We start from the raw sequence: 14132 nt of genomic DNA, 5'->3' as shown, positions 1-14132 counted from the left end.
GTTACGCGATCTCCTTGAGGTTTGATGCGGCGAGTTCGGGGGCAAAGTGGTCGAACAACAGGTCAGCCGCTTCGGCCGCTGCCCGTGGGGCGGTGATGGTGAGAACCACTCCGCGAGAATTGCGCTTCAGGTCGAAGGCAAGGAACGCGCAGCAGGTTTGCTCTTTGCGCATCAAATCCTTGACCTCTTCCAGAGCTTCCGGGCCATACGTGAGCTTGAGCGACAGTGGCGTGCGTTCGGCGTGATGAAGTGAACGACTGGCCAACGCGCGAATGCCGGCAACACGCTCCTTGAAGTCTGAGGCTCCAAGGGTGCAGGCAATGGACAGCGCGTCATTCTCAGCCGCAGGGGCGCAAGATGGACCGCATCCGCACTCGTCCTGAGCCATCAGTGACTGGAACGTGGCGGCGGGCGCGGCTTTGCGGCGTGAGAGGAAATAGACCCCACCGACCGGCACGGCGAGAGCGAGGAGGCCAATGCCCCACGTACAGGCTGCACCCACGATAGCTGCCAAGCTCGTGCCGACCAGAGCCGTAGGGACGACGGCGACGGCGCAGCAGGCCGCACAAGCAGCGGTGGCGGCACCGGCCCATTTCAGCGTGTTCTTCATCAAAACGGCCTTTCCAGTTTCTACCTTTGCAATGGCGTACTCCTTCAAGTAACTTGAGGTTCAAGGAGAATTTTGCGATGAACCTTCACATCCGCGTGTTCACCATTGGGGCGCTCGCCAAAGCAGCCGGCGTGACGGCACCGACAATCCGCTACTATGAGGAGATAGGCCTATTGCCGCCCGCTCCTCGCACCGCCGGAGGTCAGCGAACCTATGACGACGATGATTTGGGCCGGCTGACGTTCATCAAGCAATGCCGGGACTTCGGGTTCGGCATCGACCAAGTGCGCGTGTTGTTGGACCTGTCGATCAGCACCGACCGGGACTGTGTGGAGACGCGCGACATTGCGCAAGGACATCTTGAGGAGGTGCGCCAGAAGCTCACCGAGCTACGTCAGCTCGAACGACGACTGGAGGGCTTCGTGACGCGTTGCAATGTCGCTTGCGCCGGCGGCCCCGGCCAGGACTGCGTCATCTTCAAGGACATGGCTGCCCCGGCCAAGGGCGGCTGCTGCGGGTGAACGCAGCGGGCCAGGACGTCAATCCGCGTCTTCGAGCAGCAGCGAAAGTTGAACCCCCGGTTTCGGAAAGGCATCCTCGAAATGCACAAGGAAGGTCGCCCAGTCCTTGGAAATTCTCATGATAGCGACAAGCTGCAGAAGGTGGTCGCGGAGGTCTGGCTGCCCGAGGTCCTCAGAGAGGAACTGATGATGCTTCCATTTGCGCCGCCCGGTGCCAGGCTCGGTGGGGTTCCGCTTGCGAAGTTCCTCCAGCACACCTGCCGGTAAGCGATCATAGACGAGCTTGTTGGTCAGCGTCCCAACCAACGGGGTTTTGGCCTTGCCGACCGGCCAACTCCAGTTCCTTAGCCGATAGAGCTGTCGATAGTACTCGTTCGGGAAACGCCGCGCCCACGCCAGCTTCTCCTCTGACAGGTAGAGCGAGAGCAACTGGTGGAGGGCGTCCCTCTCTCTTTCATCTTGGAACCCCGTGGCCTCGTCAACCAGAGCCACGATGCCCACCTGAGCGAGCGCGCGGACGAGGATTTCACACTTGTCGGCGATCTGCTGCTGCTGAGCTGTCAGGAGGTCGAGCCGCCGAGCTTCGAGGAAGAGATCGCAAACCTTAGGGAGCAGCTCCGCCCTATAGCCCAGAGCCTTGCCGCCGGTGGGTGTGCGGAAGACGATTGGTACGGTTGCGGCCCGGACGTCGTCTGTGATGAGGGACGAAAGGCTCACGGTGGCAAGGAACGGTGGCAAGTCTTCCGAGGGCTGCTGCGAGCGACCCTTAGGCTTTGTCGACCGACCCAGCGCGCCGAGGAAGCCCTCCTGCGTTAACAGGCGAGTGCCATCGGGCAGGACCGCACAAGGGATTTCGCTATTGCCGATGACGAGCTTCCCGGCATGTGTCGCCTTCGGCAGGGTGCGATCAACTTCCCACCGTGTCCTTGCACCTTGTCTCGCGATCTCACTCTTTTGCTCGGCGGTCAGTTTTTCAGCGCGAGCGTCACCGCCACGGCTCTGGGGAGTTTGTTCAGACATCTTCGGCACCTCGTTTGCAAGCATGATGCAGATAGCATGCTTGCTCCCAGCGTGCAAGCATAGGTTCTACGGGATGCTTGCTCCCAATAATCTGGCGGACGCGCTGAAGACGGCCTACAGCGTTGTTTCCCACGGAGTACAACGTCTTGACCGATGAGCCCCTGCCCGTCACCCACACCTCGCCCAGCAAGCCCCTCGCGTTCGGTGGTGGCATGGTCATTGGTGCGCTGGGCGGGCTGGTAGGTCTCGGAGGCGCTGAGTTCCGGCTGCCCCTGCTAATCGGGCTGTTCAACTTCGGTGCGCTGGAAGCCGTGATCCTCAACAAGGCGATGAGCTTGATTGTGGTAGCGACGGCGTTGCCGTTCAGGGCTCAGACGGTGCCTTTCGGGGAGATCGCTTCACACTGGCCTATCATCGCGAACTTGCTGGCCGGAAGCCTCATAGGCGCATGGCTGGGAGCTGGATGGGCGACCCACCTTCGAGCAGAGACGCTCTACAAGACGATCTCGATCATACTGTTCGTGATCGCGGGTGTGCTGCTCTTCGGCCACAATGCTCACGCTGGTAGCGCGCTGCTTACGGGACCAGCTCAGTTGATCGCTGGGGTCGTCGCTGGGTTCATCATAGGCATCGTTGCTGCGCTGCTCGGGGTCGCTGGCGGAGAACTGCTGATCCCAACGCTGATACTGCTATTCGGGGCCGACATTAAGCTCGCCGGCAGCCTGTCGCTCGCTGTGAGCTTGCCGACCATGATCGTCGGTTTCGCTCGCTACAGCCGCGATCAGAGCTTCTCAGTCATCCGGCGTAACATCGCGTTCGTACTGGTGATGGCCTGCGGTTCTGTAGTCGGGACGTTCTTGGGCGGCCAGATGCTTGGGGTTGTGCCGAGCGGTGTGCTGCTGCCTCTGCTGGCCACCATCTTGGTGATCTCGGCGGTGAAAGTCTGGCGTCACTGACGACGCAACATCCCTTCTTCCTTAGCAGCAGCCAGGTACGCGTTGCGTACAGGCCAGAAATGTTCGCCACAAAAGTTCGCGCGGGTGATCGGATTACCGGCTCGCACCAGCGCCCCCCGTGCCCCCTCATCGTCACGGGTAGACGCTGCGGAGAAATCCCACGACATAGCCCGCCTTCAGCACGTGGAACAGCTCCCTGCTGCCCTGCAGGATGATACCTGCGAAATAGGCCCGAAGGTCGTTCCCCTCCAATTGGATCACGAATGCGGAGCCGCCACTCATGCCGTCCGGGTCGACGGAAAGAGGCACCGATGCGCGCACCCGGATCAAGGCGTCGTCCTTCGGCTGCCCGTCTGGCACGCACGCGACGTTAAGGCGAGCCAGCCCAAGATGATTTTTCACTTCCAGATCGTAGGTCTGACCAGCGGATGGATAGCCGGTCAGCAGCATCGCCATCACATTTGTGACGAGCGTGTCGGGCGGCAAATCCTTCAGCTCGAAGAAGCGCCTCTTCAAATCGGGGTGCGCTGCAACGGGTTCCGTGAAGTCGAAGGCCGCGATGTCATTCGCGTCAGTATCAGGACGTGCCTGATAAGCCGCGTAGCCCCCCGAAGTGACCAAGATGCCTCCATCGTCTTTGAGCATCGCCACCTGCTGCGGATCAACGCCCCTCAGTTGATGATTGCTGCACAACAGAATGTACCTGCCGTTGAAGTGGACGGCAGTAGCAGACCCAACCAGCGAGACCTTGTAGGTGTCATGATTGTTGTGCACGACGAGGTTGAAGGAGTAAGCGGCCAAGGTCCGTTCGATGGACCTTCCCGGCACAACGAGCCCATTCAGCCGCACGCTCAGCCCTGTGAGCTCGTCGATCATTGTCCTTTTGTTCATCGCGGGCACCACTGCCTTGTCTCGCGTGCATCCCCGAAGGCTTGCCCGTCTGTAACACCTACCACGACTAACTCTGAACGGTCAGACCTCTACGGCAGGAACAGGCGGGGGCAGATCGGGTACGAAATCTTGGACCTGGGCCTTGTCTTGCGACCTCGCGATCCCCAAATCAACGTAGTACTTCGAGAACCGGGAGGGGGGACGCGTTTCGCCCCGCCGGAACGGCCACCAAGGGATTTCCGCCACCAGTGGCCTTCACGCTCGCATGTTAATGATGTGACCCGGCCCGACGGGATGTTGTCGGGAGACTTCTACGGCTGATCGGCTCATTCCCGGGCAAGGGAATGGTACCCGGCGGAAATCTCCGAGAAGGCGAACTTTGGCCCAAGAGGTCGAGGACGCTTTCCGGTGCTTCAGCCCCAAAAGCATTCTCGCCCGAACAGAGAAAGCTTTTGCGGATGAACCTCCCTCCCTCCCTCATCGCCATCGGCGCGACTTGCTCCATCGTCTACTTCGCTCTTGCCAGCTACGCGGGTACACCGCCCTCGGCCGCTGGCAGAGACATCTTCCTTGCGATCATCGCGGCGATTGCTGCCACAGTTATCTCCAAGCTCGAATAGTGCGCACCTGAAGGGCGGGGTCGGGCACATCGAGAGCGGGTTCTCAAAGGTGTGCCCTATCCGAACCGGCGCGATGGTGGTTCGATAAATACCTCTTGACGGGCCCTAAACGAACTGCCTATTAGCAGACCAGTCAAAACGAACTGGAGGGCATCATGTCATTCATCCGAGCGTATCTCAGAGCCTCGACCAAGGAACAGGACGCGGGGCGCGCCCGAGGCGATCTTGAAGCGTTCTGCCGGGAGCGGGGGCTGACCATCGCGGCCACCTACGAGGAGAACGAGAGCGGAGCATCGTTGCACAGGCCAGAGCTGTTCCGGCTGCTCAGGGACAGCAAGCCCGGTGACATCCTGCTCACCGAACAAGTCGACCGCCTGAGCCGCCTGTCGGATAAGGACTGGGACCAGCTCAAGCGCGAGATCAAGGACCGAGAGGTCAAGGTCGTGGCGCTGGACTTGCCGACCTCGCACATGATGCTGAAGACCGAGGACGCCTTCACCGGGCGCATGTTCGACGCGATCAACGGGATGCTGCTCGACATGCTCGCCGCCATCGCGCGCAAGGACTATGACGACCGACGCCGCAGGCAGGCGCAGGGGATCGCCAAGGCAAAGGCCGAGGGGCGCATGAAGGGCCGGCCGGAGGATGCCGAACGCAACGAGGCCATCTTGGACATGCTGCGAAACAAGCAGAGCTGGAACACCATCGTGAAGGCGACCAACTGTTCCCGGTCGACGCTGGCAAAGCTGGCAAAGCGCCTTGCTCCTTCCGGCGACCCCGTGGCGAGCCCGTGACGCTGAGTAATCGCGGCTGGGACACATTGCCGGTTGTCCCGGCCGCTTCCCCTGCTGTAGACGCTTGCCCTCCCGCCGATGCGGGGTGGCTACTTTGAGGATGATGACGTGACCAACTGGACGGCGAAGCGCGAGCGGAAGGCCGAAGTAAAGGGCCGGGCGAATGAGCCCAGCGCGATGTTCACCCGATGCCGTGTGGTCGGGTGCAGTAGACCGGCTCGCGCGGGCACAGGAGACGGCCTGGACACGCGGTTCTGCCGTTCTCATGCTGATCATTACGCGCGCCATGGGAGCCCTTACAGGCCGTCCTACGGGGCACGGCAGATCAACCCCTATCGGGCCGCCGCGCTGGCATGGCTTGAGGCGAACCAGAGCGACACCTACGTGGCCAATGCGGTCGACCGCGTGGCGACCCTTCTGCGGACCGCAGGGCCTCCTGTGGAGGCGTTCAGGTTGCGCGGTCTGTCGCCACAGGTGCGCGCTAACGCTGCTTGGGCGAGGCTGCGCAAGGCTGGCATCGAGCCGCATCGCGTGGTCGCGGCGTGGCTGGCGGTCGAGATGATCGTAAGAGACGACCCGCAGGCCGAACGCAAGGCCGAGTTCAAGCAGGTGCAAGCCGCCAAGCTCATCCACCGGATGGCCTCTGGTACGCACAAGCGATGGGGCGAGGGTCCGACCGCGACCGAGCTGCACGTCTATCCGAGGCCACGCGGAAGGGTCCTGAGGCACATCGGCGAGGCGTTGGAGAAGGCGTCTGAGTTGCTGGTCGAGAAGCACCGGCTGCCCACCTTGGAAGCCCCTAAGAAGGAAACAGCATGACAGGTCAGACATCCAAAGCGCAGCCCAGCTTCGTGCGGGTCAGCCTATCGGCCCTCATCCAAGACGAAGCGACCCAGATCAGGGATGGGATCGACTGGAAGCTGGTCGAGGAATACCGGCGGCACATGCAAGCCGGCGTTATCTTTCCGGCCATCACAGTCGCGCCTGTTGATGACAGGGACCTCCAAAGAGGCTTTGTGCTGGTCGACGGCTGGCACAGAACGAAGGCCGCTGAGGCAGCCGGGAACGCCTTCATTGACGCCACGGTTGTTACTGGAGCGAGCCCCGACGAATACCGCTGGATTGCTGCCCAGAATAACATGACGCACGGCAAGAGGCTGAAGCCCAGCGAGAGGCGCGAGGTGTTCAAGGCGTATGTCAAAGCAGGGAAGCACAAGAAGCCCGGCAAGAAGAGCCACGCGGTGCGCGTAAAGTCAGCTCGCGAGATGGAACGGGAGCTGGGCGGCATCATCTCAGCTCGCACCGTGCCCGTGTGGATGAGGCGTGACTTCCCGGCCGTGTGGAAGCTCATGAAGGAAGCTGGAGATGTCATTGAGACGGGGGCAGAGTTCGGCAAGCCTGATCCGGACGACCACTACGCATCGAACACCAAGCAGGCCCTGCAGCAGGTCCTCGCCAACTTGCGAGCAGTCAAGGGTCCCGAGGTGCGGAAGGAGTTGCTACAGGCCATCGCGAAGGCCGCAGCCGAGGCGGCTCGTATAGCGACTGGCACGGAGCAATTGCCAGCGGTTTTGCCGGACGAGTTCTGAACGCGAACAGGCGAGCCCGAGCGAACCCTTCTGTTGCAAGGTGTTGAGGCTCGAACTGCGCAAATTCGCAGTGCGGGGGGAGCGAATTGGGGTCAACCCCTGCGCCCACAAGGAGTTGACCTTGCTCGCCACGAACGCAGGAGCCCCGCCTCATCGACGGCAAAGAAACTCGATCAACGTGGGGTCTTTCGTACACATCATGAGAAGATTATGCCCGCCGGCGGCCGCCACTTCCAGCGCCCGCTTGGCGGTCTCCTGGCCCTTGATGTCGGCGAGGTCGGGCAAATCCAGCGCGGCGGCGTGGATGCCGGCCTCGGGGCGCGACAGCACCTGCGTGCCGCGAAAATGATTGGCGATGGCAATCAGGCTGCGCGGTGCCAGAATGTCGAAATCCTTTCCAGCCCAGGCCGCCTCAGGTCCGCAGGCGAACGGGCAGATCAGGCCCTTGCCCTCGGCATTGGCGGCGATCGCCGCCGGCAAGGCGCCGGCGACCGCGGCAATCGTGCCGTCGAGGGACAATTCTCCAAGCACGACATAGCCGGCCAGCATGTCGCCCGGAATGGCGCCAAGCGCAGCCATCAGGCCAAGCGCGATCGGCAGGTCGTAGTGACTGCCTTCCTTCGGCAGGTCGGCCGGCGCCAGATTGACCGTGACTTTCTTCGACGGCATCGACAGGCCGGATGCATGCAGTGCGGCCTGCACCCGCTCGCGGCTTTCGGCCACCGCCTTGTCGCCCAGGCCGACGATGTGCATGTTGACCTTGCCGGGCGCGATCATCACCTGCACGTCGACCGGCACGGCCTCGATGCCCTGGAAAGCGACCGTGCGAACCCGCGCCACCATTTCTTTGCCCCCAGGCCACAACCCACGCGATGGCCAAGAAATGGCCCCACGGGCAGACAATCACAAATCCTCGGTCAAATCAAGAACATTACGGGAACATGTGAGCGCGTGGGTTGCAGCCGAATTGAGCGCGGTTGCAAAAACGGAACATGGTTAAGACAAAATGAAAACGGCTTACCCGCGCTTGCCTTCGACTGCATCCCAGAACAGGCTGGCGATGTCGGCACCGCCGAAGCGTTTGACCTCGCGCACGCCGGTCGGCGAGGTGACATTGATCTCGGTCATGTAGTCGCCGATCACGTCGATGCCGACCAGGATGAAGCCACGCTCCTTCAGCGAAGGCCCGATGCGTGCGCAGATCTCGCGTTCGCGCGCCGTCAGCTCGGTCTTTTCGGCGCGGCCGCCGACATGCATGTTGGAGCGGGAATCATGTTCGGCGGGCACCCGGTTGATGGCGCCGACCGGCTCGCCGTCGATCAGGATGATGCGCTTGTCGCCCTTGCGCACGTCCTTGAGATAGCGCTGCACGATATAGGGTTCGCGAAACATCTGGCCGAACATTTCCAGCAGCGAGGCCAGGTTGCGGTCGCCCTCCAGCAGATGGAAGATGCCGGCGCCGCCATTGCCGTAGAGCGGCTTGACGATGATGTCGCCGAACTCCTTGCGGAAGGCGGCAACTTCGAGTGGATCCTTGGTGATCAGCGTGTCCGGCATCAGGTCGGCAAATTCGGTGACGAAGATCTTTTCCGGGCTGTTGCGCACCCAGGCCGGGTCGTTGACCACGAGCGTCTTCGGGTGGATGCGCTCCAGGATGTGCGTGGTGGTGATGTAGTTCATGTCGAAGGGCGGATCCTGGCGCAGCAGGACGACGTCCATCTCCGACAGATCGGTGCGCACCTTCTCGCCCAGCGAATAGTGGCTGCCTTTCTCGTCGCGCACCTGCATCTCCTCAATGCGGGCAAACACCTTGCCGTCGCGCAACGACAGCCGATCCGGCGTGTAGTGGAACAGCTCATGGCCACGCCGCTGCGCTTCCAGCGACAGCGCGAACGAGGTGTCGCCGGCGATCGACACGGTGGAGATGTGGTCCATCTGGACGGCGATTTTCAGCTTCATGGCGGGTCTCCGGCGGCTCGGATGGACGACTGTCCTGCCTGTACAGGCTCACTGCCCGTCTGCCAATCGCGACCTTTTGAAGATTGGCATCAGCAAGTCGCAAGCTCGGCCCTGCCGGTCATTCCGTGACAGGAGCCAGGCTGCGCGTCCTCGTTGTTCCTTGAGCCCGAATCCACACCTCACATCGATCCTTCGAAACAGGTCGCGGTTGCCCATGGAAAATCGATTTCGCGATACGTTTCCTAAAGGGTTTGCTGCCAGTCTGAAAATAAATTCCGAAGTCACAAAACAGGGACACCGATGCAAACTTCGTTTGGCACCGGTCAGGCAAACAGGGAGAGCACGGATCTGGCATTCACCGATCCGTTGACCGGGCTTGGCAACCATCGCCGCTTCTTCGACAAGGTCGATCGGCTGATCGCCGACCGAGCCGACGATCCCGCGCCCTTTACCGTCGGGATTCTCGACCTCGACGGCTTCAAGCCGATCAACGATCTGTTCGGCCACAAGGCCGGCGACGACATCCTGATCCAGGTCGCGATGCGGCTGCGCGCCTCTATGGACGGCTATTCCACGGTCTGCCGCATCGGCGCCGACGAATTCGCTTTTCTCTATCCGATGGTATTCAGCGAGGACGCTGCGGCCGAAAAGTCGCGCATGCTGATCGAGATCCTGTCGGCGCCCTACGATGTCGGCGAACGCACCGCCAGGCTTTCGGCCTCGGTCGGCTGCTCGTTGTTCTATTCGGGCGACGAGACCACGGAAATCCTCATCAACAAGGCAGAGACGGCACTCTACCACGCCAAGCGTTCCGGCCGTGGCCGCGTCGTCGTCTACACCCGTGAGATGGAAGAAGCGGCCAAGCGCGTCACCCGCATCGAACAGGCGCTGCGCCGGGCTGTCTCGGCCGGCGAAGTGGAGCCGCATTTCCAACCCATCGTCGATCTCGCCACGCGCCGCACCATCGGCTTCGAGACGCTGGCGCGCTGGACCGACCGCGACCTGGGTTCCGTGCCGCCGACCGTCTTCATTCCCATCGCCGAGGAGCGCGGCATCATCGGCCCGTTGTCGCAGCTGGTGCTGCGCAAGGCGACGGAGGCCGCCAGAAGCTGGCCGAAGGACCTGTTCCTGTCGTTCAACCTGTCACCCTCGCAGCTCGTCGACCAGAACACCGGCCTGCACATATTGGCGATCCTCGACCGCACCGGCTTCGATCCGCGCCGGCTGGAGATCGAGATCACCGAGACCGGCCTGATGAACGACCCGGCCTCGGCCGCGCAGATCGTCGAGGATCTGCGCCGCGTCGGCATCCGCGTCTCGCTAGACGATTTCGGCACCGGCCAGTCCTCGCTCGGCCGCTTGCGCGAATTCCATTTCGACAAGCTCAAGATCGATCGCGCCTTCGTCTCCTCCATTCTCGACGACAGGCCGTCGGAACACATCATCCGCGCTATCCTCGCAATGTGCGAAGGGCTCGGCATGGACGTCGTCGCCGAAGGAATCGAGCAGGAAGCGCAGGCCGATCGCCTGGTCCAGTTTGGCTGCGCCGGCGGACAGGGCTATCTGTTCGGCAAGCCGGTCGATGCCGACGCCACGCTCGGCTATCTCCGCGATTCCTTCCGCGGCGCCCTGCGCGCCAAGGCGATCTGACCGGCGGTCCTCCGAGATCCCCAACCCCGACGGTGCTGCCGTGCGCATCCGGTGCGGCGCATTGTCGTTTTGTCTGACATAAGCCCTGAAATTCGGCGGTTCGCCCTTGCCCGCGCGCCTTGCGTGGCTAGGATGCGCGCCGATCACGCTACGGCGCCGCGCGTCTTTCAAGACGCGCAAAGGACGCTGTAGCATTTAACATTTGCGCATGATCCCTTTCCGAAAATCGATCCGATTTTCGGGGTCATGCGCTGGGAGACAACAACGATGATGCCATCGGCGCATTTTGCCGACCTCGAAGGAGCCTCGGTGCTGATCACCGGCGGCGGCTCCGGAATTGGCGCGGCACTGACCGAGGGTTTTGTGCGCCAGGGCGCCAATGTCGCCTTCATCGACATCGCCGACGGCCCAAGCACAGCTCTTGCCGACCGCATCGAGAAAGAATTCGGCCGCCGGCCGCTCTATCTCAAGACCGATTTGCGCGATGTCGAGGCCCTGCGGGCGTCCGCCGCGAAGGCTGCCGAGGCGCATGGCGATGTCACCGTGCTGGTCAACAATGCGGCCTGGGACGAACGCCACGCCGTCGAAGACGTGACGGTCGAGTTCTGGGACAACAACCAAGCCATTAATCTGAGGCCGCATTTCTTCTCCGCGCAAGCGGTGGCGCCGGGCATGAAGCGGGCCGGCGGCGGCTCGATCATCAACTTCACCTCGACGTCCTATCTGATCAACCACCCCGACATGCCGTCCTACACGGCCGCCAAGGCCGGTATCCTCGGTCTGACCAAGGGGCTGGCCGGCAAGCTCGGTGTGGACGGCATCCGCGTCAACGCCATCGCGCCCGGCTGGGTGATCACCGAGCGGCAGAAGGAGCTCTGGGTGACCGAACAGGGGCTTGCCGCCCATGTCGCCAAGCAGTGCATAAAACAGGTGATGCAGCCGGACGACATCGTCGGCACGGTGCTGTTCCTGGCCTCGGACGCCTCGCGCATGCTGACGGCGCAGATGCTGGTCGTCGATGGAGGCTTCCTGTGAGCCAAGCCGGCAACGCACCGGCGGTCGCCGCCGTCGACTGGGGCACGACCCGCATGCGGGTCTGGCTGATCGACGGGCAAGGCAAGATGCTTGCCGAACGCCGCGGCGATGACGGCCTGATCACCGCGCAGCAAAAGGGCTTTTCGACCATCCTAGAAGGGCATCTGGCGGCGATGGGAGCACCAGCGGCGCTGCCCGTCATCATCTGCGGCATGGCCGGGTCCCGCCAGGGCTGGCTCGAAGCGCCCTATGTCACCGTGCCGGCGCCGCTTACCGCCATCCTTGCGGGCGCCGCCAGCGTGCCCGGACAGAGCCGTGACATCCGCATCGTTCCGGGTCTGGCCCAGCGGCTGACTGACGCGCCCGACGTCATGCGCGGCGAGGAAACCCAGCTTGCCGGCGCCGGCCTGCCGGCCAGGGGGCGCCAGTTGGTCTGCATGCCCGGCACCCATTCGAAATGGGTGCTGGTCGAGGATGGCGCCGTTACCGGCTTCGGCACCTGGCCGACCGGTGAGCTGTTTTCCGTGCTTGCCGCGCATTCGATCCTGCGGCACTCGCTCGGCGAGCACCCCAAGCCGGTCACATCGGAAAATCCGTTCTTCCGCCGCTGGTGCGAAACCGCATTGGGCGAAGGCGGCGATGTCACCTCGCGGCTGTTTTCGATCCGCGCCGCCGGCCTGCTGCAGGATCTGAAAGCCGACGATGCCGCCGCCTGCCTGTCCGGCCTTTTGATCGGCGGCGAGATCGCCTCCGCCAGCCGCCGGCATGGCGCCGGTGCCGAACCCGTGGTGCTGATTGCCTCCGGCGCGCTGGCCGCACTCTACCAGGCCGCACTTGGTCTTGCTGGGCTTGAGGTCCGGGCCGTCGACGCCGACGAGGCAGTGCGTGCCGGTCTCGTCGAGGCGGCGCGCGAGAACGGCATGATCGCCAGAATTGGAGTTGCCCGATGAGCCAGACTGCACCCTTTCCAAAACTCAAGCGCGGCCTGGTTGCCATCCTTCGCGGGCTCAAGCCCACCGAGGCGATGGCCATGGGCCAGGCGCTGTTCGACGCCGGCATCGAGGCGATCGAAGTGCCGCTCAACTCGCCGCAACCGTTCTCGTCGATCGCCCGCATCGTCCAAGTGCTGCCGAAAACGGCGCTGGTCGGCGCCGGCACGGTGCTGACGCCGGCCGATGTCGATGGCTTGCACCAGGCCGGAGGGCGGCTGCTGGTCAGTCCCAATATCGATGCCGAGGTGATGGCGCGCGCCATGCATTACGGCATGGTTACGATGCCCGGCGTGTTCACGCCGACCGAAGCCTTCCTGGCGATCAAGCTCGGCGCCTCGGCCCTGAAATTCTTCCCGGCGAGCGTGCTGGGCGTCGGCGGCATTTCCGCGATGCGCGCGGTGTTGCCGGCGCAGACATTGGTCGGCGCCGTCGGCGGTGTCTCTGAAAAAGATTTTGCCGGCTACAAGGCTGCCGGCGTGACCGCCTTTGGTCTGGGCTCCAGCCTGTTCAAGCCGGGCATGAGCGTCGACGAGGTGGCCGCGCGTGCGCAAGCTGCCGTCGCGGCCTGGGATGCGGTGTTCGGAGAAGCAGGATGAGCGAAGCGATCGTTTCGGTTTTTTCCGATCACGTCTGCCAGCTCGGCGAGGGGCCGAGCTACGATCCCGCCACCGATACGCTCTACTGGTTTGACATCGTCAACAGCCAGCTTCTGGAAAAGCGGCTGTCCGGCGGCGCGACCACCGTCCATGAGCTTGGCCAAATGGCGAGCGCCATCGCCGTCATCGACGACAAGCGCCAGCTGATCGCCGCCGAGACCGGCCTTTATGTCCGCGATGTCGCGACCGGCAAGCTGACGCTGCACACGCCTGTCGAGGCCGACAATCCGGTCACGCGCTCCAACGATTCCCGCGTCCATCCCTGTGGTGCCCTGTGGATGGGCACCATGGGCAAGGGCGAGGAAAAAGGCGCGGGTTCGATCTACTGGTTTTTCAAGGGCGAACTGCGCCGCCTGTTTTCGGACATCACCGTCTCCAATTCGATCTGTTTTACCGAGGATGGCGCGATCGCTTACTACACCGACACCTCGACCGGGCTGCTGATGCGCGTCGCCTGCGACCCGGCGACCGGTCTGCCTGCCGGTGAGCCCAAGCTGTTCGTCGACCACCGCTCGGCCCAGGGCTATGTCGACGGGTCGGTGCTCGACCGCGACGGCATCCTGTGGAACGCCGTCTGGGGCGGCAGTGTCATCGAAGCCTACGGACCCGACGGCAAGCTCGTCCGCACGGTCGCCATGCCGGTGACGCAGCCATCCTGCCCAGCCTTCGTCGGCGCCAAGGCCGACCGGCTGGCGGTCACCTCCGCCTGGTCGGGCAAGGATGAGAAGCAGCGTCTGCTGGATCTGCAGGGCGGCATGACCTTTCTGCTCGATATTCCCGTCAACGGCCGCTTCGAGCCGCGCGTGCTGATCGCCTGAGCGAACTGGATTCTGCGGTCG

General features: G+C 63.1%; 14 protein-coding genes and 1 pseudogene. 10 read left to right on the top strand and 5 right to left on the bottom strand.

The genetic code is table 11. From position 1 onward, the window contains the following. Nucleotide 1: 1 nt before the first annotated feature. A complete protein-coding gene (locus tag M729_RS1000000139170; RefSeq protein ID WP_245267544.1) occupies nt 2-610 on the bottom strand; it encodes a hypothetical protein in 609 nt (202 codons plus the stop codon). A gap of 77 nt (nt 611-687) precedes the next feature. Between M729_RS1000000139170 and M729_RS0107210 the strand changes: the two genes are divergently transcribed. After that, nucleotides 688-1131, top strand: coding sequence for a helix-turn-helix domain-containing protein (locus tag M729_RS0107210; RefSeq protein WP_027161185.1), 444 nt, complete (start codon nt 688-690; stop codon nt 1129-1131). Between the two features lie 18 nt (nt 1132-1149). Here the strand turns inward: M729_RS0107210 and M729_RS0107205 are convergent, their stop codons facing one another. Then, complete coding sequence (locus tag M729_RS0107205; RefSeq protein WP_032808083.1) at nt 1150-2151, bottom strand: P63C domain-containing protein; 1002 nt, start codon at nt 2149-2151, stop codon at nt 1150-1152. Between the two features lie 212 nt (nt 2152-2363). On the opposite strand from M729_RS0107205, the gene M729_RS0107200 reads away from it, so the two are divergent. Beyond that, a complete protein-coding gene (locus tag M729_RS0107200; protein WP_050596206.1) occupies nt 2364-3107 on the top strand; it encodes a sulfite exporter TauE/SafE family protein in 744 nt (247 codons plus the stop codon). 132 nt (nt 3108-3239) lie between these two features. On the opposite strand, the gene M729_RS0107195 is transcribed toward M729_RS0107200, so the two are convergent. Continuing rightward, the gene (locus M729_RS0107195) at nt 3240-3983 is read right to left on the bottom strand and encodes a hypothetical protein (RefSeq protein WP_027161182.1); all 744 of its coding nucleotides are present in this window, start codon (nt 3981-3983) and stop codon (nt 3240-3242) included. Between the two features lie 790 nt (nt 3984-4773). Here M729_RS0107195 and M729_RS0107185 point away from each other — a divergent pair. The 3 genes from M729_RS0107185 to M729_RS0107175 all read left to right on the top strand — a co-directional run bounded on the left by M729_RS0107185 (nt 4774) and on the right by M729_RS0107175 (nt 7001). Beyond that, nucleotides 4774-5412 carry a recombinase family protein gene (locus M729_RS0107185; protein ID WP_027161181.1) on the top strand — a complete coding sequence of 213 codons (639 nt, stop codon included), beginning with the start codon at nt 4774-4776 and terminating at the stop codon, nt 5410-5412. Between the two features lie 108 nt (nt 5413-5520). Then, nucleotides 5521-6231: a hypothetical protein gene (locus tag M729_RS01000000134730; RefSeq protein ID WP_032808082.1), complete on the top strand. Its 711-nt coding sequence runs from the start codon at nt 5521-5523 to the stop codon at nt 6229-6231. Continuing rightward, the gene (locus M729_RS0107175; protein ID WP_027161180.1) at nt 6228-7001 is read left to right on the top strand and encodes a hypothetical protein; all 774 of its coding nucleotides are present in this window, start codon (nt 6228-6230) and stop codon (nt 6999-7001) included. Before M729_RS01000000134730 ends, M729_RS0107175 begins: the two co-directional genes overlap by 4 nt. A gap of 201 nt (nt 7002-7202) precedes the next feature. Here M729_RS0107175 and M729_RS01000000134725 read toward each other — a convergent pair. Both M729_RS01000000134725 and gshB read right to left on the bottom strand, forming a co-directional pair. Continuing rightward, a pseudogene (locus M729_RS01000000134725) lies at nt 7203-7844 on the bottom strand (magnesium chelatase domain-containing protein); the annotation flags it as partial. Between the two features lie 174 nt (nt 7845-8018). Further along, a complete protein-coding gene (gshB, locus tag M729_RS0107165) occupies nt 8019-8960 on the bottom strand; it encodes a glutathione synthase (RefSeq protein WP_027161179.1) in 942 nt (313 codons plus the stop codon). A gap of 300 nt (nt 8961-9260) precedes the next feature. On the opposite strand from gshB, the gene M729_RS0107160 reads away from it, so the two are divergent. The 5 genes from M729_RS0107160 to M729_RS0107140 all read left to right on the top strand — a co-directional run bounded on the left by M729_RS0107160 (nt 9261) and on the right by M729_RS0107140 (nt 14111). Beyond that, a complete protein-coding gene (locus M729_RS0107160) occupies nt 9261-10610 on the top strand; it encodes an EAL domain-containing protein (protein WP_013528600.1) in 1350 nt (449 codons plus the stop codon). 267 nt (nt 10611-10877) lie between these two features. Further along, complete coding sequence (locus M729_RS0107155; protein ID WP_027161178.1) at nt 10878-11645, top strand: SDR family oxidoreductase; 768 nt, start codon at nt 10878-10880, stop codon at nt 11643-11645. Then, complete coding sequence (locus M729_RS0107150; RefSeq protein ID WP_027161177.1) at nt 11642-12595, top strand: 2-dehydro-3-deoxygalactonokinase; 954 nt, start codon at nt 11642-11644, stop codon at nt 12593-12595. Before M729_RS0107155 ends, M729_RS0107150 begins: the two co-directional genes overlap by 4 nt. Then, a complete protein-coding gene (locus tag M729_RS0107145; protein WP_027161176.1) occupies nt 12592-13233 on the top strand; it encodes a 2-dehydro-3-deoxy-6-phosphogalactonate aldolase in 642 nt (213 codons plus the stop codon). The genes M729_RS0107150 and M729_RS0107145 overlap by 4 nt, the downstream gene beginning before the upstream one ends. Next, nucleotides 13230-14111 carry an SMP-30/gluconolactonase/LRE family protein gene (locus M729_RS0107140; protein ID WP_027161175.1) on the top strand — a complete coding sequence of 294 codons (882 nt, stop codon included), beginning with the start codon at nt 13230-13232 and terminating at the stop codon, nt 14109-14111. The genes M729_RS0107145 and M729_RS0107140 overlap by 4 nt, the downstream gene beginning before the upstream one ends. Nucleotides 14112-14132: the final 21 nt, after the last annotated feature.

It is taken from the genome of Mesorhizobium sp. WSM1293, assembly GCF_000513875.1.
Lineage (GTDB): Bacteria > Pseudomonadota > Alphaproteobacteria > Rhizobiales > Rhizobiaceae > Mesorhizobium > Mesorhizobium ciceri.
The sequence above is the reverse complement of the archived record's forward strand: the minus strand, read 5'-3'. Positions and strand labels throughout refer to the sequence as shown.

Excerpts from the sequence above, each read along its gene's own strand:
- M729_RS1000000139170 (WP_245267544.1), bottom strand. The coding sequence starts at position 610 with ATGAAGAACACGCTGAAATGGGCCGGTGCCGCCACCGCTGCTTGTGCG.
- M729_RS0107210 (WP_027161185.1), top strand. The coding sequence starts at position 688 with ATGAACCTTCACATCCGCGTGTTCACCATTGGGGCGCTCGCCAAAGCA.
- M729_RS0107205 (WP_032808083.1), bottom strand. The coding sequence starts at position 2,151 with ATGTCTGAACAAACTCCCCAGAGCCGTGGCGGTGACGCTCGCGCTGAA.
- M729_RS0107200 (WP_050596206.1), top strand. The coding sequence starts at position 2,364 with ATGGTCATTGGTGCGCTGGGCGGGCTGGTAGGTCTCGGAGGCGCTGAG.
- M729_RS0107195 (WP_027161182.1), bottom strand. The coding sequence starts at position 3,983 with ATGATCGACGAGCTCACAGGGCTGAGCGTGCGGCTGAATGGGCTCGTT.
- M729_RS0107185 (WP_027161181.1), top strand. The coding sequence starts at position 4,774 with ATGTCATTCATCCGAGCGTATCTCAGAGCCTCGACCAAGGAACAGGAC.
- M729_RS0107175 (WP_027161180.1), top strand. The coding sequence starts at position 6,228 with ATGACAGGTCAGACATCCAAAGCGCAGCCCAGCTTCGTGCGGGTCAGC.
- gshB (WP_027161179.1), bottom strand. The coding sequence starts at position 8,960 with ATGAAGCTGAAAATCGCCGTCCAGATGGACCACATCTCCACCGTGTCG.
- M729_RS0107160 (WP_013528600.1), top strand. The coding sequence starts at position 9,261 with ATGCAAACTTCGTTTGGCACCGGTCAGGCAAACAGGGAGAGCACGGAT.
- M729_RS0107155 (WP_027161178.1), top strand. The coding sequence starts at position 10,878 with ATGATGCCATCGGCGCATTTTGCCGACCTCGAAGGAGCCTCGGTGCTG.
- M729_RS0107145 (WP_027161176.1), top strand. The coding sequence starts at position 12,592 with ATGAGCCAGACTGCACCCTTTCCAAAACTCAAGCGCGGCCTGGTTGCC.
- M729_RS0107140 (WP_027161175.1), top strand. The coding sequence starts at position 13,230 with ATGAGCGAAGCGATCGTTTCGGTTTTTTCCGATCACGTCTGCCAGCTC.